General features: G+C 43.2%; 19 protein-coding genes. 4 read left to right on the top strand and 15 right to left on the bottom strand.

Going from position 1 to position 18,089, the window contains the following annotated elements:
* Together lnt and B1s21160_RS03250 are read left to right on the top strand one after the other, a co-directional pair.
* The gene (gene lnt / locus B1s21160_RS03245; RefSeq protein WP_095672409.1) at positions 1-1,383 is read left to right on the top strand and encodes an apolipoprotein N-acyltransferase; all 1,383 of its coding nucleotides are present in this window, start codon (positions 1-3) and stop codon (positions 1,381-1,383) included.
* A complete protein-coding gene (locus tag B1s21160_RS03250; RefSeq protein WP_095672410.1) occupies positions 1,380-2,108 on the top strand; it encodes a polyprenol monophosphomannose synthase in 729 nt (242 codons plus the stop codon). Before lnt ends, B1s21160_RS03250 begins: the two co-directional genes overlap by 4 nt.
* A gap of 26 nt (positions 2,109-2,134) precedes the next feature.
* Here B1s21160_RS03250 and gcvP read toward each other — a convergent pair whose 3' ends face one another.
* The 13 genes from gcvP to B1s21160_RS03315 form a co-directional block, all read right to left on the bottom strand.
* The gene (gene gcvP, locus B1s21160_RS03255; RefSeq protein WP_095672411.1) at positions 2,135-4,981 is read right to left on the bottom strand and encodes an aminomethyl-transferring glycine dehydrogenase; all 2,847 of its coding nucleotides are present in this window, start codon (positions 4,979-4,981) and stop codon (positions 2,135-2,137) included.
* 44 nt (positions 4,982-5,025) lie between these two features.
* On the bottom strand, positions 5,026-5,532 hold the full coding sequence (locus tag B1s21160_RS03260) for a MerR family transcriptional regulator (RefSeq protein ID WP_095672412.1): 507 nt from the start codon (positions 5,530-5,532) through the stop codon (positions 5,026-5,028).
* Between the two features lie 98 nt (positions 5,533-5,630).
* Positions 5,631-6,104: a bifunctional nuclease family protein gene (locus B1s21160_RS03265; protein WP_095672413.1), complete on the bottom strand. Its 474-nt coding sequence runs from the start codon at positions 6,102-6,104 to the stop codon at positions 5,631-5,633.
* Positions 6,105-6,112: 8 nt separating this feature from the next.
* Positions 6,113-6,826 carry a transcriptional regulator FtsR gene (gene ftsR, locus B1s21160_RS03270; protein ID WP_095672414.1) on the bottom strand — a complete coding sequence of 238 codons (714 nt, stop codon included), beginning with the start codon at positions 6,824-6,826 and terminating at the stop codon, positions 6,113-6,115.
* Positions 6,826-7,266 (bottom strand): FHA domain-containing protein, encoded by a 441-nt coding sequence (locus tag B1s21160_RS03275; protein WP_095672415.1) that lies wholly within the window; start codon positions 7,264-7,266, stop codon positions 6,826-6,828. Before B1s21160_RS03275 ends, ftsR begins: the two co-directional genes overlap by 1 nt.
* 58 nt (positions 7,267-7,324) lie before the next feature.
* Positions 7,325-7,708, bottom strand: a complete 384-nt coding sequence (gene gcvH, locus B1s21160_RS03280; RefSeq protein WP_095672416.1) for a glycine cleavage system protein GcvH — start codon at positions 7,706-7,708, stop codon at positions 7,325-7,327.
* A gap of 28 nt (positions 7,709-7,736) precedes the next feature.
* Positions 7,737-8,282, bottom strand: a complete 546-nt coding sequence (locus tag B1s21160_RS03285; RefSeq protein ID WP_223297915.1) for a CDP-alcohol phosphatidyltransferase family protein — start codon at positions 8,280-8,282, stop codon at positions 7,737-7,739.
* Positions 8,272-10,242: a ribosome biogenesis GTPase Der gene (der, locus tag B1s21160_RS03290; RefSeq protein ID WP_095672418.1), complete on the bottom strand. Its 1,971-nt coding sequence runs from the start codon at positions 10,240-10,242 to the stop codon at positions 8,272-8,274. The genes B1s21160_RS03285 and der overlap by 11 nt, the downstream gene beginning before the upstream one ends.
* 33 nt (positions 10,243-10,275) lie before the next feature.
* On the bottom strand, positions 10,276-11,334 hold the full coding sequence (locus B1s21160_RS03295; protein WP_095672419.1) for a prephenate dehydrogenase: 1,059 nt from the start codon (positions 11,332-11,334) through the stop codon (positions 10,276-10,278).
* A gap of 5 nt (positions 11,335-11,339) precedes the next feature.
* Positions 11,340-11,702, bottom strand: coding sequence for a chorismate mutase (gene aroH / locus B1s21160_RS03300; protein ID WP_095672420.1), 363 nt, complete (start codon positions 11,700-11,702; stop codon positions 11,340-11,342).
* Between the two features lie 246 nt (positions 11,703-11,948).
* Entirely contained in the window at positions 11,949-12,683 is a 735-nt protein-coding gene (locus B1s21160_RS03305; RefSeq protein ID WP_095672421.1) for a pseudouridine synthase, read from the bottom strand.
* 42 nt (positions 12,684-12,725) lie between these two features.
* The gene (scpB, locus tag B1s21160_RS03310; RefSeq protein ID WP_095672422.1) at positions 12,726-13,283 is read right to left on the bottom strand and encodes an SMC-Scp complex subunit ScpB; all 558 of its coding nucleotides are present in this window, start codon (positions 13,281-13,283) and stop codon (positions 12,726-12,728) included.
* Positions 13,276-14,151, bottom strand: coding sequence for a segregation and condensation protein A (locus tag B1s21160_RS03315; protein ID WP_095672423.1), 876 nt, complete (start codon positions 14,149-14,151; stop codon positions 13,276-13,278). Before B1s21160_RS03315 ends, scpB begins: the two co-directional genes overlap by 8 nt.
* 113 nt (positions 14,152-14,264) lie before the next feature.
* On the opposite strand from B1s21160_RS03315, the gene B1s21160_RS03320 reads away from it, so the two are divergent.
* Complete coding sequence (locus B1s21160_RS03320) at positions 14,265-15,146, top strand: ParA family protein (protein WP_223297916.1); 882 nt, start codon at positions 14,265-14,267, stop codon at positions 15,144-15,146.
* A complete protein-coding gene (locus B1s21160_RS03325; protein ID WP_095672425.1) occupies positions 15,143-15,541 on the top strand; it encodes a hypothetical protein in 399 nt (132 codons plus the stop codon). Before B1s21160_RS03320 ends, B1s21160_RS03325 begins: the two co-directional genes overlap by 4 nt.
* Before the next feature lie 3 nt (positions 15,542-15,544).
* On the opposite strand, the gene B1s21160_RS03330 is transcribed toward B1s21160_RS03325, so the two are convergent.
* Together B1s21160_RS03330 and B1s21160_RS03335 are read right to left on the bottom strand one after the other, a co-directional pair.
* Positions 15,545-16,462: a site-specific tyrosine recombinase XerD gene (locus tag B1s21160_RS03330; protein WP_095672426.1), complete on the bottom strand. Its 918-nt coding sequence runs from the start codon at positions 16,460-16,462 to the stop codon at positions 15,545-15,547.
* Positions 16,452-18,089, bottom strand: coding sequence for a CTP synthase (locus tag B1s21160_RS03335; protein ID WP_095672427.1), 1,638 nt, complete (start codon positions 18,087-18,089; stop codon positions 16,452-16,454). Before B1s21160_RS03335 ends, B1s21160_RS03330 begins: the two co-directional genes overlap by 11 nt.

Here is an 18,089-nt window from a genome sequence, read left to right on the forward strand (position 1 = left end):
ATGACCAACTTACTTGCGATCCTATTTGGATTATTAACATCTTTTGCTTTTGAGCCAGTAGCACTTTGGCCTTTTGCCTTAATTGGATTCTCTGGACTGTTTTGGTTACTGAACAAAAATTACCTGACTCAAAGATTGTTAAGCGCTTATCTTTTTGGCCTAACATTTTTGCTAACAGTGCAGCATTGGACCAGTACTTACGTAGGAAGTATTCCTTGGTTAATTTTAGGATTCATGCAAGCAACTTTTTTTATTCTGCCAGCATTATTTTTTAAACGTAATCATCGGTATAACCAAATAGTTTTTGCTTTATCAGTTGTATTAGTAGAGCTGGCTTTACGAACAATTCCTTTCACAGGTTTTGGTTGGAGCAGGGTGGGATTCACTCAGGTGGATTCCCCAATTGCAGTTTTATACCCCTTGGGTGGAGCGGTGTTGGTGACCTTTTATATTGGTCTAATTAGCGCGTCTCGATCTCTCATTTCCTTCCTTCTCTTGATACTCGTGCTACCCGTATCTCTAATAATCCCCCCCACAGTTTCTTTTAATCAACCAGTGAAGATTGCTCTTGTGCAAGGGGGAGTGGTTAATCTAGGGCTTGATTTCAACGCAATAGCAAAAGAGTTATTTAACAGGCATCTTGATCAATCAATAAATAGTATTGAGCTAAATAGCGTGGATTTGATTATCTGGCCGGAGAACTCAGTGGATGTGGATATCGGTAGAAATTCTGATGTGCTGAAAAAGGTAATTGATTTTTCGCGTCAAACTAACACGCCACTGTTGATATCTGGTGTTCAAAAAAATAATGAAGGAAAGCTAAATCAGGCTTTTTTGTTCGACCCACAATTAAAGCAGATTTACACTAAACGTTATTTAACTCCTTTTGGTGAGTACATCCCTCTAAGATCAATTGCGGAGAAGGTTTCAAAGTATACTTCGCAGGTTAGTGACATTTCTGCAGGTACCTCCGATACAATCCTCAATATTCAAAGTAGTAAATTTCAAACCTTAATTTGCTACGAGTTAATTGATGACTCTTTAATACGTAAGGTAGAACATGATTTTCTTGTCATTCAAACTAATAATGCAACCTTTGGAGATACACCGCAATTAGATCAGCAAGTAAACATTGCACGTGTTCGAGCGGCAGAAACCTCCCGGTATATTCCATATGTATCGACAACAGGTGTAACTAGCTTTATTGGCCCTAAAGGCGAGTTCATATCCCAAGTTGAAAAATTTGAACCTGCAACACTATTTGGCCAGATTGAAAAAGCTAAAGGCTTAACTTATGCCCAAAAGTACGGAATGTATATTGAAATGATTGCTATTATTTGGCTCTTAACTCTGCTATTAATGCGTAGAAGGGGGAGAAGTTGATTTCAGTTTTGGTAGTTATACCAACCTACAACGAATCTGAGAGTATTCAATCCCTTTTATCTAGGCTTGATGCCGCCCGCAAAGTGGTATCAGAAATGTTCTCGATTGATATTTTGCTAGTTGATGACAGCTCACCGGATAAAACTGCCCAGATAGCTACTTCAATGAACCTATCTAATTTTTCAGTATTAAATCGTTCTGATAAATCTGGTTTGGGTCCTGCCTACTTAGCCGGATTTAAGCAGGGTTTAAACTTAGATTATCAATACTTTGTGGAGATGGACGCGGATTTAAGTCACCAACCAGAGCAGTTAGTGGATCTACTAAAGGCTGCCACGGCTAACAGTTTGGTGATTGGCACCAGGTGGATGCCTGGCGGATCTGTCGTTAATTGGCCAAAAAAACGACGTTGGATATCAAAGTTAGGCACTAGGTACGCATCATTTGCACTCAACCTGCCATATAAAGATTTAACCTCAGGGTTTCGAGTACTGCCAAGGCAATTGTTAGAGAAGATTGATTTCACCTCGATTGAAACTCGCGGCTATGGATTTCAAATTGAGATGGCATTAAAAGCTATTAGTAATGGATTTCAGATCAAGCAGGTGCCAATCACCTTTGTTGAACGAGAGAATGGATACTCGAAGATGAGTATGGCGATTGTTTGGGAGGCGTGGTTTATGGTGACAATCTGGGGCTTGCGTAGGTTGATTAAACGCCGATAATCTACATTATGTAAAGTAAAGAAGATCTAGTTAGAAGCCAACTCCTCGATCGGTAGACAGCTGCACACCAAATTACGATCACCATATACTCCATCGATTCTTCCTACAGTAGGCAAGTATTTACCACCCCTTCCCATGCCAAAACTTTCACCATTTGGAAAGGCACCAATTAGTCTTGAGTACTTACGATCCCAATCATTTCGAACCAAATCACCAATTGTGTGAGGTGCATGGCGCAGCGGTGAATCTTCAATACTGACCTGTTTTGCCTCAACCTCAGCAATTTCAGCTCTAATGCTCTCCATTGCGGATAAAAATCTATCTAACTCCCTTACATCCTCTGATTCAGTTGGTTCAATCATCATTGTGCCAGCAACTGGGAAACTAACAGTTGGTGAATGAAAACCATGATCCATTAATCTCTTCGCAATATCATCTACCGTTACACCAGTATTTTTAGTTAATTCTCGAATATCGATAATACATTCATGGGCGATAAAGCCATTTTGTCCTTTGTATAAAACTGGAAATAATCTCTCAATCTTCTTAGCGATGTAATTTGCCGACAAAATCGCTACCTCAGTTGCCTTGGTTAACCCAGCACCACCCATCATCCGGATATACATCCAGGATATTGGCAGAATCGAAGCTGAACCAAAGGGCGCTCCAGATACTGGCCCAGGCCCAGTTGTAGGACCAGCCGATGAGTTTGCTGGATGATTTGGTAAAAAGGGCGCTAAGTGTTTCCGAGCAATAACCGGTCCAACACCTGGTCCCCCGCCACCATGAGGAATACAAAATGTTTTATGCAAATTTAAGTGTGAGACATCTGCGCCAAATTTTCCAGGTTTGGCCACGCCCACTAAAGCATTTAGATTGGCGCCATCGACATAAACCTGACCACCTGCCTCGTGGATCATCTCGCATATCTGGGAAATTGCTGATTCAAATACGCCATGAGTGGATGGATAGGTGACCATCAAAGCTGCCAAGGTGGATCGGTACTGCGTAATCTTTAATTTTAAATCTTCTAAACTTACATTCCCGTTTTCATCGCAGGCGATAACAATGACTTTCATTCCTGCCATAACCGCACTTGCCGCATTTGTTCCATGAGCACTAGATGGGATTAAGCAGATATCTCGTGCACTCTCCCCCTTGCTATCAAGATAGTTTCGAATTGCTAACAAACCAGCAAACTCACCTTGAGATCCAGCATTAGGTTGCAGCGAAACTGCGTCATATCCAGTTATCGATATCAACCAATCACTGAGTAACTTGATTAGTTGCGTGTATCCAGCTGCTTGATCCGCCGGTCCAAAAGGATGAATTGAATTAAACTCTGGCCAAGTTATCGGAATCATCTCTGAAGTGGCATTTAATTTCATGGTGCAGGAGCCAAGTGGAATCATCGTTCGATCTAACGCTAAATCACGGTCTGAAAGTGTTCTAATGTGCCTCAGCATCGCAGTTTCAGAGTGATATGTATTAAAGATTGGATGGGATAAGAAATCTGTTTTCCGAGCAAGATTAGATGCCGGTATCTCGCTTGAATCCAGTTTCGAGCCAAATATTGTCAAAAGCTGGGATAAATCATTTTCAGTACTTTGTTCATCAAAACTAACAGATAGCGAGTTGTTGGAAACTAGTCTGATATTAAAACCAGATTGAGCAGCCTTATCAAAAATTTGTCTCGCTTTTTCGGTGTTAATTAGCACTGTATCAAATATTTCATAATTAGCTACATCAAATCCGCTTGATCTAAGTGCTCCCCTGAAATTGTAGGCAAAGCCTTGAACCCTACTTGCTATCGCTTTCAATCCTTGCGGCCCGTGCCACATGGTGTAAAACGCTGCAATCACCGCCAACAAAACTTGTGCGGTACAGATATTTGATGTGGCTTTATCTCGTCTTATATGTTGTTCACGAGTTTGTAACGCTAATCTAAACGCAAGATTCCCGTGGGTATCAACTGATTGGCCCACCAGTCTCCCTGGTAGTGATCTCTCTAATCCAGTGCGCACAGCTAGAAATCCAGCATGTGGTCCACCATATCCAACTGGAACACCAAATCTTTGTGCGGAGCCAACTGCAATATCTGCGCCATATTCACCAGGAGTTTTAAATAAAGTCAGTGCTAATAAATCGCAATTAACAATCACCAGCGCTGATTTGGATTGAACGCTGGCGATAATTTTGCTTATATCTTTAACTTCACCAGTGGAGTTGGGATAGGCAATCACCGCTGCAAAAATATCACCTGCAAAATCAGTACTGCTGAAATCAATTTCTATCACCTTGATTTTCAATGGTTTGGCTCGAGTATGAACCACCGCTTTTACATGCGGATGAAGATTGGTATCAATCACAAAAGCAGCTTCATCAGAGCCTTGCCAAACACGTCTTGCTAATGTCATCGCTTCAGCGGTTGCAGTTGCTTCATCCAACATGGATGCGTTAGCGATATCTAATCCAGTTAAATCTGTGACCGCTGTTTGAAATGCAAATATCGCCTCCAACCGACCTTGAGCTATCTCTGGTTGATATGGTGTGTAAGCGGTGTACCAGCCGGGATTTTCCAAGACATTTCTTAAAATTACTGCTGGGGTGATAGTTCCATAGTAACCGCTGCCAATGAAGTTTTTCTTGATGGAATTCTTTTTGGCTATCTCAGATATTTCTGCCAGGGCAGCGGTTTCTGAGATCGCGCTAGGAATAGCTTTTTCGATCTCACCTTTAATATGAATATTGTTGGGAACAACTGACTTAATAAAGGAATCTAAATCTTTGAATCCTAATTCAAGCAGCATGGTTTGAATCTGATATTGGTTTGGACCAATATGTCGATCGGTAAAATCAGATCGGTGACTCATCACTCCCCCATGCAATCCATTAGTGGTGTGAGATTTTAGTAGGTTTAAGCGCCCTTAAGCTTTCTACGTTGGGCTAACTCATCGTTAGATTGACCACTTACTACGAGGGAACCATCACTTAGGCTCTCACCCTGTAGCGTGGATAGGGATCCTTCGACCTCACTCCAAACTTTTCCGATTGCAATACCAAAAACACCCTGACCACCTTGTAAAAGGTCAACAATCTCATCTGGACTTGTGCACTCATAAATTGAGGCACCATCACTCATCAAAGTGATCGATTCCAGATCTTCCACCCCGCGGGCACGCAGGTGCTCCACCGCACTTCTAATATTTTGTAGGGATACTCCAGTATCAAGTAACCGCTTGACGATTTTTAATACCAAAATATCTCGAAAACTATAAAGTCGTTGGGATCCAGAGCCAGCTGCTCCTCGAACACCTGGAACTACCAATTCAGTACGAGCCCAATAATCAAGTTGGCGATATGAAATTCCTGCCGCCACACAGGCGGTTGCACCGCGATAGCCAATCTCTGCTGAGGTGTTCATAAGTGCTCAATTCTATGGGGAAGTGCTAATTGTAGAAGAGGCTGCCTGCCTAGCCCCTCAACGACACGGATTTATCAACCCAAGGTTTAGGGTTGGACTTAACCTAGAAAATCTTCTGGTTTTATCTGATCTAAGAACTCTTTGAACCGCTCAACCTCATCTTCGGCTTGGTCTGGAATCTCAATACCAGCCTCAGATAGCAGTTGCTCACTGGCGAGGATGGGAGATCCAGTACGGAGTGCTAAAGCGATGGCATCACTAGGTCTGGCAGAGATGGTTGGACCATCTTCAAAATTGAGTTGGGCATAGAAAATTCCATCTTTAAGTTCAGTCAAATAGACGGTATTGAGTTTGGCCCCTAATTCAGACAACACATCCTTAAAAAGATCATGAGTTAAAGGCCTTGGCGGTTTAACCTCTTGCTGGGCGAAGGCAATGGCGGTAGCTTCAACTGCGCCAAGCCAAATTGGAAGATAGCGAAGACCATCTAACTCTTTCAATAAAACTATAGGTTGGTTTGAGGGCATCTCTACCCTTACTCCCATTACCTCAACTGGATGGTAATCGCTCATTTAAAATATTATTTTGCGCGATGCAAACCGGCGCGGACTAAGGATGCGTGTAGGCGAATAGAAAGTGATGCTAACTCTCGCTCAACCTCTTCAGCTCTTGCTTTTGCATCCGCTCCCTTTTGGCGCAACAGTGGAGTTGTTACTTGTTCCACTAAACCAATCTCTCGATCTGCAGCAGTTTTAAAAGCTCGAAGATGTCTGGCGCCGATTCCAAAAGCTGATATCTCAGCCACCGCTTTGGCAACTGCCAAAGCATCGGAGTCGTAATGCCTGCCCCTGATCGCTACCAATCCATAAGATTCAATCTCAGTCAATTGATCATCACTTAAATTAGCTGCAGATAGCAACTCGTTTCTAGTCAACCTTAAATCATTATCACCGCCAAATTGATCAGCAGTCAGAGCGCCATCCTTGCTGGCAAGTCGTGGTGAAGCTACTCCACCTACAACTTTTGCTGGTGCTAATCCGCGGTCCATTGCATCCAAATTTTCCTTAATCACTTTTAAAGGCAGGTATTGATCTCGCTGTGATAGAAGGACAAAACGCAAGCGGTCTAAATCAGATGTGGTGAATTTTCGATATCCACTTGGTGTTCGTTGTGGCTCAATTAATCCTTCAGACTCTAAAAACCTTATTTTAGATATTGTGATATCTGAAAACTCGGTGCGAAGCCTGGAGAGTACCTCGCCTATACTCAAATACGCTCTTGCTGGAACATTCATTACTTATCCCCTATAAATAGAGTTAGATGGTATTTACCAATTTGCACTTCATCTCCTGCTTTTATTGCACTCTCTTTAACCGCCACCGCATTTATATAGCTGCCATTTAAACTACCCAAATCTTTAAGACGATATCCCTCATCCTTTGTTATCAATGCGTGGGATCTAGATACGGTGATGTCATCTAAAACAATTTGATTACTCATATCTCGGCCAACTTTGGTTTGCGCTGTATCTAATAGGTATCTGCCACCTATTCCAGCACCTTTGAGAATCAACAAAATTCCTTGACCTTTTGGCAGGTTATTAACCACATTTTGTTGCTCAACGCTCAGAGATTTATAGATTTCATCAGATCCAGCTGCTTGCGGAATGGAGCGTAATTGACGAAGATTTAAGGTGGAGGTCAAATCATTTGGCGGTGTTGCCTTATCAGCCATAGATTCCCCCTCTTCACTATCAACTAGAGGCTCACAGTATTGCCTAGCCAAGTAGCGGTCAAGCGGTAAGTTGTTGATACTCCTGCGCTGAAAGTAGCGATTCTTCTAATTTCGAGGTTGAAATTTCAATCTCTGCTATCCAACCCTGACCATAGGGATCTGAATTGATCATCTCTGGCTTTGAATCCAAGTCACTATTAATAAGTACTACTTTGCCTGATATCGGTGCGTAAATCTCCGAAACCGATTTAGTGGACTCCACCTCTCCACAAACAGAATTAGCTTTTATATCAGCTCCCTGTTTAGGCAACTGAATATAAACAATATCTCCTAAAGCTGATTGAGCGTAGTCAGTGATACCAATTCTAAATCTAGTTGGTGAAAGTTCTGATATCCACTCATGCTCTTTTGTATATCTAAGATTCTCTGGAACCTGTGACATTACCCCTCATATCTAACTTGAATGCTTCTCATAAAATCTTTGGTTTCCGTAAACCCTTTGCTAGGTATTGAATACCTGTGTAAAAGTACAGGGTGATCCCCCAGATAGCAAAGGACCAGCCAGCAGCAAAACACCAAACCCCAATCACCGCCACCTCCTCCAATAATAGGAATGGGAAGGCATAGAGCAGGTTGAAAGTGGCAGCTTTGCCCAAAAAACTAACTTCAAGAAAGGGGATCCCTCGAAACTTTTGATAAATAATTTCTAGGAAGAGAATTAGATCACGGGCGATAATCGCTGCTACCAATGGCCAGGGCAGAAGTTCCTTGGTTGCAAAGGCGATTATTACCGCAGCTATATATAATCGATCCACAGTTGGATCAAACTTGGCTCCAAAATCTGAGGTTTGATTCAGCGCTCTGGCAATTTTTCCATCCAAATAATCTGTAATTCCGCCTAATGCAAGTACCACAAAGCTTGCTACCGGCTGATCTGCAATCAGGAAAAGATAAAGAAATAGCGGTACCCCTAGCGCCCGGATCAAGGTGAGGGCATTTGGAATGTTAAGCATCATCACGTTCCTTCAATTTTACCGCCACCTCAATTGGTGTGCCTTCAAAGCCAAAATCCTCTCGCAACCGGCGTTCAATAAATCTGCGATATGCGGTTTCTAAGAAACCGGTGGCAAAGACCACAAATTTAGGCGGACAGGTTCCAGCCTGGGTAGCAAACTTAATCTTAGGCTGCTTACCAGATCTAACTGGAGGTGGATTTGCGGCAACCAACTCCCCCAAAAATGCATTTAATTTTGCGGTTGGAATTCTTTTCTCCCAATTAGTTAACGCTGTTCGAAGTGCTGGTGCTAGCCGATCTCGATGCCAACCAGTTTTGGCCGAAAGATTCACCCGTTGCGCCCACGGGTATCGCTCCAGCTGCCGGTCAATCTCCCGATCAAGCACCAGTTGTCGCTCCTCGTCAACTAGATCCCATTTATTCATCACTATAACTAAGGCCTTACCCGCTTCATCTGCCATGCTGACGATTCGAATATCTTGTTCGGTAAGTATTTGGGATGCATCAAAAATTACCAAGGCAACTTCAGCTCTATCAAGTGCTATTGCAGTACGAAGTGAAGCATAATAATCAGTTCCACTTGCTTGATGTGCACGCCTTCTGATTCCAGCAGTGTCGATAAACCGCCAAGTTGATCCGCCGAAATCAATCAACTCATCAACGGCGTCCCTAGTAGTTCCTTCGACATCATCTACCAAAACTCTTGGTGAACCTGCTAGTGCATTTAACAAACTAGATTTTCCAACATTTGGACGGCCAACTAATGCAACTCTTCGATAACCGTCATCAACTTGAGATGTGCCAACCTCCGGCAACGCACCAGTCAAAAGATCTAATAGATCTCCACTTCCGCGGCCATGCAGTGCTGATACAAATCTAGGCTCACCTAGTCCCAAGTTCCATAACTCATAACCTTCAGCTTCGTCCTCAGCGTTGTCGATTTTGTTGGCAACTAAAATGACTTTTTTGCCACTTTTCCTTAGCAAGTCAACAAGTGATGCATCCTCATCTAATGCACCCACCTGGGCATCAACTACAAACATAATTAAATCCGCCTCAGCAATCGCAGCTTCAGCACCTGCAGTTATTTTTTCAGAGATTCCAGTTGGTTTTACCTCCCAGCCACCAGTGTCAATTAGAAAAAATCTTCGGCCATTCCACTCTGCTTCATACTTCACGCGATCCCTGGTAACGCCAGGAGTATCTTCAACTATTGCCTCTCGCCTGCCAATCATTCGATTTACCAGGGTGGATTTGCCTACATTGGGACGACCAATTACTGCAACGGTTGGCAAGCCCAGTAAATTTCGCTGCTTCAACCATTTCCAAATCTGATCTGTAACCTCCTGCAGTGTCAGTCGGGTGGAGTCGATCACCGCAGCATCGGCAGCTTGCGTGAGTGGTGAAATAGCTCTTGATGAATCAATTTGATCTCGATTTGCCAGAGATTCTCCTATTTTTTGCGCTCCTATACTTTCGTTTGATTCACCCTCTCGTCGCTTAGTTCGTTCGGTGATATCTGCATGCAAATATATTTTCAGTTGAGCAGCAGGTGCGACCACCGTACCGATATCGCGACCTTCAACCACGATTCCGATGGGTGCATCAGATATGTACTGGCGCTGTAGATCAAGCAAAATATTTCGAACTGATGCCATAGCGCTTATTGCACTTACCTGATCATTAATTCGCTGTAGCCGAATTTCGGATGAAATATCAACTCCGTCAAGATAAACTTTTGGATCAGCCGGATCTGTATCAAATGTAATTAGCGAATTTTTTAGAAATTCAATTACTGATTCCTCGTCATCAACCTTATTTTTTAATGCCAGATAAGTAACAGCTCGGTAAAGCGCGCCTGTATCTAAATAACTCCAATTTGCCCGAAGTGCTATTGCTTTAGCGGTCGAAGATTTTCCGGAACCACTTGGGCCATCAATTGCCAGTACCAGCGCAGACATACCGGCAAGTCTATCTTTAGTACTTATAGATCTTTATCGATTTTTCATCGGATGTACCTTAAAACCAACTTTTTCCAGGTGCTCTGAAAGCTTTAAACAATCACTATCTGAAAGGGCTAATGTAATTAATCCGGTCTGTTGACCCGGAGAGTGCTCAATACTTAGATCCTCAATATTGACCGAAATCTTGCTACATTCATTAAATATTTTTGCCAATTCACCTGGGCGATCATCAATTACGATTGGCAGATAGGAATAATCTCGCTCTTTTGCGCCATGTTTACCTGGAATTCTCGCCTTTCCTCGCACACCCTTTTCCATAATCTCAAAGATTGCGCTCTCACCCTTTGCTAGGGCGGTTTTTAAGTTTTGCAGCTCACCAATTAATTGTTCAAGTAGTGGTGAAACTACTTTTTTATTGGAGTATAAAATTTGACTCCATAATTTTGGATCACTACTTGCTAGCCGAGTTAAATCCCGCAATCCTTGACCAGACAAATTAAGGGATTCACTGGCAGTATCCACCATTTGGCCTGCTAGTAAAGTACTTAAGATTTGTGGCAGATGGGATATTTTGGCGACTATTTGATCGTGTTCAATTGCTGACATCCAATAAATAGTTGATCCACATATATGAACTAACTCAGCACCTCTATCCTTTGCCAAATCGCTACTAAGATCATCAGCGACAGCAATCCAGGCTCTGCCATCAAATAAATCTGCTCGGGCATTCTCCGCTCCACCTATTTCGCGACCTGACATAGGATGCATTGAAATGAAATTAGCAGGGTTATCTGATAATTCTTTAACCTTAAGTAGAAGATCAGACTTTACGCTAGCTAAATCACACACAATAGAGTTTGGATTGGCATTTAATTGTTTAATCACCGTATCTTGATTTGCACTAATTGGCACCGCAACAATTATTAAATCTGGCTGTGTCACCTGTGTGCTTTTGACTAGATCTTGGGCCAAATTGGCGTTGTCGGCATTTGTATCAACCATTTCCACTGCTACGCCGGCAGATTTCAGACATAGACCAATTGAGGTTCCGATGAGACCGGAGCCAACTATGCGTACTGAGCTAATCATGCAATTTACTGGGCTAGGTCTTTGCGCAGTACTGCTGCGCCACCAAGATATATATGCTTTATATCGGCTAATTCCTTTTCCATGTGGGCGTGAATAAGCACCCGTACTACCCGAGGTAGCGCTCCAGAAACATTTATTTCAACTGAACAAAGAAGCGGCACACTACCTAGGCCAATTTTTCGAGCTGCTACAGCTGGGAACTCAGAAGTGAGATCTGGCGTGCTGGTTAAAATAATAGAGACCAGATCTTCAGTTTGAATCCCATTGGCTGTGAGCATCTGAGCCAATAGGTCACTGACCGCTTGGACCATAACTTCAGCTGAGTCCTGCTCGAGCTGGACCGCTCCCCTAATTCCTCGCATGCGCATCTAGCAATAGTAGCGAGTGGATTGCTCACCATGATTAAGGTTTAATCAATTTATAAAGATATCGTTAAATTAAGAAATTAATATCTCAATTAACCTTTTGTCGAGAAAACGGCATTTTGTTCATTACCTTAAAGCAGATTTATCGATATATAGATAGTAATATTAGCGTAATTTTGTCGATAAAACCGCAATAGAGCCCATCCCTGATTATCGGTATATAGATTAAACCTTTTCATTAATATCGTTTTAATTATTTAACTTTAAAAGGTTTTGTAAATTTATTAATTCTTGAGAGTTTAATACTCGATGGCGTCCGGCCTTCATATCTCCTAAAGTGATTGGGCCAAAATCGATTCGGATCAACCTTAGTACTTTAAGCCCCAGGCTTTCAATAAGTCGTCTGATGATGTGATATCGGCCTTCATGGATGATTATCTCAATCCAATGGTGGTTCTTGCTCACCGATCTAACCAAGATAACTTTCAAAGCCCTGGCCAAACCATCCTCAAGTTTGACCCCCTGCAACATTTGATCTGCGATCGCCTTGCCAAACTCCCCTTCGATTTCAACCAGGTACTTCTTCTCGATCCCATATGAGGGATGGGTAGCTCGGTGGGCTAGCTCGCCATCATTGGTAAGCAGTATTAATCCTTCAGAATCCTTGTCAAGACGGCCAACATGGAATAAACGATCTTTACGGTCAGTGAAGTAATCCCCTAGATTGCTGCGACCTTCTGGATCTGACATGGTTGAAATTACGCCCACTGGTTTATGAAACGCAAGATAAGTTTTAGACTTATTAACTCTTAAACTTTCACCATCAACTTTAATGTTACTAATTTCCGGATCATACTTTCCACCAAGCTCAATCACGACATTGCCGTCCACACTTACCCGGCCATCTAGTATCAATTGGTCTGCAGCTCTACGACTGGCAATGCCAGCATCGGCAATAATTTTGTTTAAGCGGATCAATCCCACGCGTTAGTTTACCGCGCAAATGTTGGTTTATGACACCAAAATTTAATCAGTTAAGGTTGAAAGTAGATCATCTAGACCGTCTATATCAGGCAGAAATGGAGCGAGAGCCGGTAGATCTGCAATTGAATTCAATCCTAATTTCTCTAGGAAAAAAGAGGTTGTTTTATACAAAATCGCTCCAGATTCACCCTCAACCCCCGCTTCCTCCACCAAACCGCGGTTAACTAAGGTCTTCATAACCGCCTCCACATTTACTCCGCGGATTGCCGATACCCGAGCTCTTGAAACTGGTTGGCGATACGCGATAACAGCTAAGGTTTCAAGTGCAGCTTGGGTCAATTTCGCCTGCTGACCATCTAAAACAAACTTTTCAACTAGAGGCGCCATCTCAGGATGGCTGTAATACCGCCAGCCGCCAGATACTTGGCGCAGTTCAAAGCCTCGTTGCTCAGTGACGTACTTGGCTGAAAGAGATAACAGGGCTGTTGTGATCTCCTCAGTTGGCGCTTCAATGATTTGGGCCAACACCACCTCAGAAACTGGCTCATCGACCACCATTAAAATCGCTTCTAAGCAACGATGAAGTTCAACTTCAGACATTATCGGCCTCATCAATGTTTTGTACGGTTAAATCAAACTCATCACTGACTCTAACCTCACCATGAGCGGTTCCAACCCAGGTTATCTGCAATTCACCGAGGGAAACCATCTGCTCAAACCTGATTACCCCTTCCTTATAAAGCTCCAACAGGGCTAAAAACCTCGCAATAACCACCAATGTGTTCTCAGCATCTGCGGTTAAACCACGAAAGGTCATCCGACCAGATCTACGCAACTGCTCAACCATCTTCGTAGCTTGCTCGGCGACGCTGACCGTAGGCTGATGAAGATGATCTATGCTAAAAATTGGCGAGTTTTTAGGGGTGAGAACTCGGTTAGCAATCGCTGCAAAACGTTGAGCACCTACCCCAATTAATACCTCAGGCAAAAGCTGAGCCAGGTGAGGCTCTAGCGCTACCAACCTGGCGAAGGATTTCTCCTCCCGGTCAATCCGATCGGTGAAAATTGCGGCGATCTCTTTGAAGGCGCGATACTGCAACAATCTAGCAAAGAGCAGATCCCTCGCCTCAAGTAACGCTAGATCCGCTTCATCATCAACTTGGCCTGAAGGCAGCAATTTGGCCGCTTTCAAATCCAACAAGGTTGCGGCCACAACTAAAAACTCAGTGGTTTTATCTAAATCCCAGCCTAATTCAGCGTTTTCTAGCTGTTTTATATAAGCAATAAATTCATCGGTAACCGCCCCCAACGCCACCTCAGTAATATCCATTTTGTGTTTAGAAATAAGCTGCAGCAAAAGGTCAAAGGGACCATCAAAATTGGTCAAATGCAGTGAGAAGCCCGCAACCCGGCCATCAGTTATCGAGGCGGGGGTGGTTTGGGCGGTGCCTAAATTTTCCTGCGACATGCGCACAAGATACTTCACACATCCTTGCCTTTGCTAATGCCCCACCGTAGGTTGGCGGCATGGGAAAAAACGCTAGAAAGACTTCTCGGTTAAACGCTAAGTCGACTTACAAAGTGGCAACTCCAAAAGAGGAGAGCCTGGCAACAACCGCTGATGTGTTGGGCAAGAAATTAATGAATTTTGCAGAACCCAGCAAAACTCCAGAGGCCGGAAATGCCAGAGTTATTTCAGTTGTAAATCAAAAAGGCGGAGTTGGTAAAACGACTACTGCTATAAACTTAGGAGCTGCGCTGGCTGAAGTTGGTCGCCGAGTTCTACTGATCGATTTTGATTCTCAAGCTTCTATGACAACAGGACTGGGTATTAAAGGTGCTGCACTGCGTGAGCAGTATGGATCTATTTGGTACTTGCTAAATGATTCTGAAGCGAAGTTGGAAGATTTCATTCTTAAATCCTCAGTTCCAGGTCTTGATTTCATTCGCGGGCATGAGGATCTGGCAGCAGCTGAAGCAGCCTTTGTCTCTGAGATTGCAAAAGAGCATAAGTTGCGTAAATTGCTTGCACCAGTTTTAGATAAATATGATGTGGTGCTTATTGATTGCTCCCCATCACTTGGCACATTAACGGTGAACGCTCTTACCGCCTCAAATGGTGTGATAATTCCAATGGAGTGTGAGTACTTTGCGGTCCTTGGTTTGTCCTTGGTTAAGAAAACCATTCAAAAAATTAAAGAAAATACCAATCCCGAATTAGAGATTCTGGGCATCTTAGCCACCATGTTTGAGCGTAAAACTAGCCACTCTCGTGAGGTATTGGAATTAATTGATAAAGAGTTTCCAGATGAAGTCTTTGACACCATCATTTCTCGCACCGTGCGATTTTCAGAATCGACTGTCGCTGGCGTACCGGTGACGGCATATGCCAGCAGCTCTTCTGGTTCTAACTCTTATCGTCGTCTAGCCAGAGAGTTAATCGCAAGAGGAGGAGCTAAATGAGTCGCCGAGTGAGTTTGCCAGGAGCAGATGAATTGTTCCGAAATACTGCAACATTAAGTGCGGTGCCATCTCAACGTGAGAACAGTGAAGAGATAGCACAGGCGCCAGCTCCAGTTGGCAAGGGAAAAAACACAGTCCGTCAAACTCCCCGTCGGCGTACAAATGCATTTGATCGCGCACCCAGTGGCCGAGAAAAACATGATGAAAAAATAACTGTCTATCTCTCCCCTGATGAACTTTATGATTTAGATCAAGCTCGGCTGGCACTAAGAGGTGATCTTGGATTAGCGGTTGATCGAGGCAGAATTGTTAGGGAATCTCTTTCGATTATTATTGCAGATCTTGAAGCTAAGGGTGATCAAAGCATAATTGCCAGAAGATTGCGCGGCAGATAACCGCTACTTGCTTCTTGGATGTGCGCTGGCATAGCTCTGACGCAATCTATCAATTGTTATTAATGTGTAAATTTGAGTTGTAGTCACCGATGCATGTCCAAGTAACTCCTGCACAACCCTGATATCGGCGCCACCATCTAATAGATGTGTAGCAAATGAGTGACGCATAGAGTGTGGTGTTACTAGATCTGCTACCCCAGCTCTAGCAGCACTCTTTGCAACAATATTCCAGGCAGTTTGTCTACTCAATCTGCCACCACGTTGGTTGAGAAATAAAGCTTTTTGGGTGGAAATTTTTGACAACACCGGACGAGATCTACTTAGGTAATCATTAATTGCGCTGACTCCATAAGATCCAATTGGCACTACCCGTTCCTTACCACCTTTTCCCTTCAATTTCACAGTTGTGATCTCACCTTCCTGGGTATCCACTTTGGAAATGTCAGCAGCATTTAGATTAATTACTTCACTAACCCGCGCCCCAGTAGAGTATAAAAGTTCGATTAATGCCTTATCTCTGACTGAAATTAAATCATCACCTGCAATATTCAAAATTGCCATAACTTGATCGATGGTTAAAGCCTTTGGCAATCGTTTCGGAATTTTTGGCGGTTTCAAATTTGCCGCTGGGTTTGGAATTTTGTGTTCACTCGCAAGGTAGGTGTAATACCCGCGGATACTAATCACATTTCGGGCTATTGATGATTCGCCAATTTCAAACTCGGTGTTGTGCATACCCCGTAGCCAAGCTAAGTACCCAGTTAACTGCTCGGAACTGATTTGATCAAATGAGAGTTTATTTATCGATAAATAGTGAAAAAAACGCTCTAAATCCGCCCGATAGGCTGAAATGGTGTTTTTGGCCAAACCTTTTTCAACCGATAGATAATTGAAAAAATCTACTAAATGATCACTTGCCATGCTTTACGATCGCTGCAGCAATTAAACCAGCAAATAATGGGTGTGGACGAGTTGGTCTAGAGAGAAACTCTGGATGCGCTTGAGTACCAACATAATATGGGTGCGTACCCTTCGCCAACTCAATAAATTCAACTAAATGTTGATCGGGTGATAGCCCTGAAAAAACCATTCCAGCAGCTGTTAATTGTTCTCGGTACTTATTATTTACTTCATAACGATGTCTATGGCGCTCACCAATCTCAGATTTTCCATAAACTCCGGCAACTACCGAACCTTTTAACAAATCAGCTTTGTACAAACCCAGTCGCATACTGCCACCCATTTGACCATTTCCAGCCACAATATCAACTTGATCACTCATGGTAGATATCACCGGGTTAGTTGTTTTTGGATCAAACTCAGCTGAATTGGCATCCTTAAGACCCATCAAATTACGAGCAACTTCTATTACCATACATTGTAAACCTAAACACAAACCAAGAGCAGGAATCTTTTTCTCTCTTGCATATTTAAGTGCGCCAAGTTTTCCTTCAATTCCTCTTACTCCAAAGCCACCAGGAACGCAGATTGCATCTACATCTGATAAATTCTTAGCCGCTTCTGTATCACTAGCACAACTATCACTTGCTACCCACTTGATATTTACCTTGGCATAATTAGCGAAGCCACCAGCACGAAGTGCTTCAGTTACTGATAGATAGGCATCTGGTAGATCAATATATTTTCCCACCAAAGCTACAGTCACTTGATGCTTTGGATTATGAACCTTATCTAATAGTTCCTCCCATTCACCCCAAACCACATCAGAGCATTTAACACCTAACCGTTTTACAACATAAGCATCTAATCCCTCTGAGTAAAGCACCTTTGGGATGTCATAAATAGATGGCGCATCAACCGCCGCCACAACTCCTTCGATCTCCACGTCGCACATAAGTGAGATCTTCTTCTTTACCGCATCTGGAATTTGTCGATCACTTCGTAAAACAATCGCATCTGGGGTAATACCAATTGAACGAAGTGCTGAAACTGAGTGCTGGGTTGGTTTTGTCTTTAGCTCACCTGCTGGACCCATATATGGCACCAGTGAAACATGCAGATAAAAAACATTATCTCGGCCCACATCTTGACGAATTTGTCTGGCAGCTTCTAGAAATGGCAGGGATTCAATATCTCCTACAGTTCCACCAATCTCAGTGATCACAACATCAACCTGGGGACCTGCCATCGCCTTCATCGCATCTTTGATCTGATTGGTTACATGCGGGATCACCTGCACCGTTTCACCTAAATACTCACCACGGCGCTCCTTGGCAATTACTTGGGAGTAAATCTGACCAGTTGTGATGTTGGCAGAGCCATGCAGATTAGTATCTAAAAATCGTTCATAATGGCCAATATCTAAATCAGTCTCTGCCCCATCATCGGTAACAAATACCTCACCATGTTGGAAGGGATTCATGGTGCCAGGATCGACATTAAGGTAAGGATCCAGCTTTTGCATCGTCACTCTAAGTCCACGAGCACGCAGTAATCTACCCAAACTGGATGCAGTTAATCCTTTGCCTAAACTTGAGGCGACGCCACCGGTAACAAAAATATGTTTACTCACATGAGGGGCGGTCAT

It is taken from the genome of Candidatus Nanopelagicus hibericus (assembly GCF_002288005.1).
GTDB classification, from domain to species: Bacteria; Actinomycetota; Actinomycetes; order Nanopelagicales; family Nanopelagicaceae; genus Nanopelagicus; species Nanopelagicus hibericus.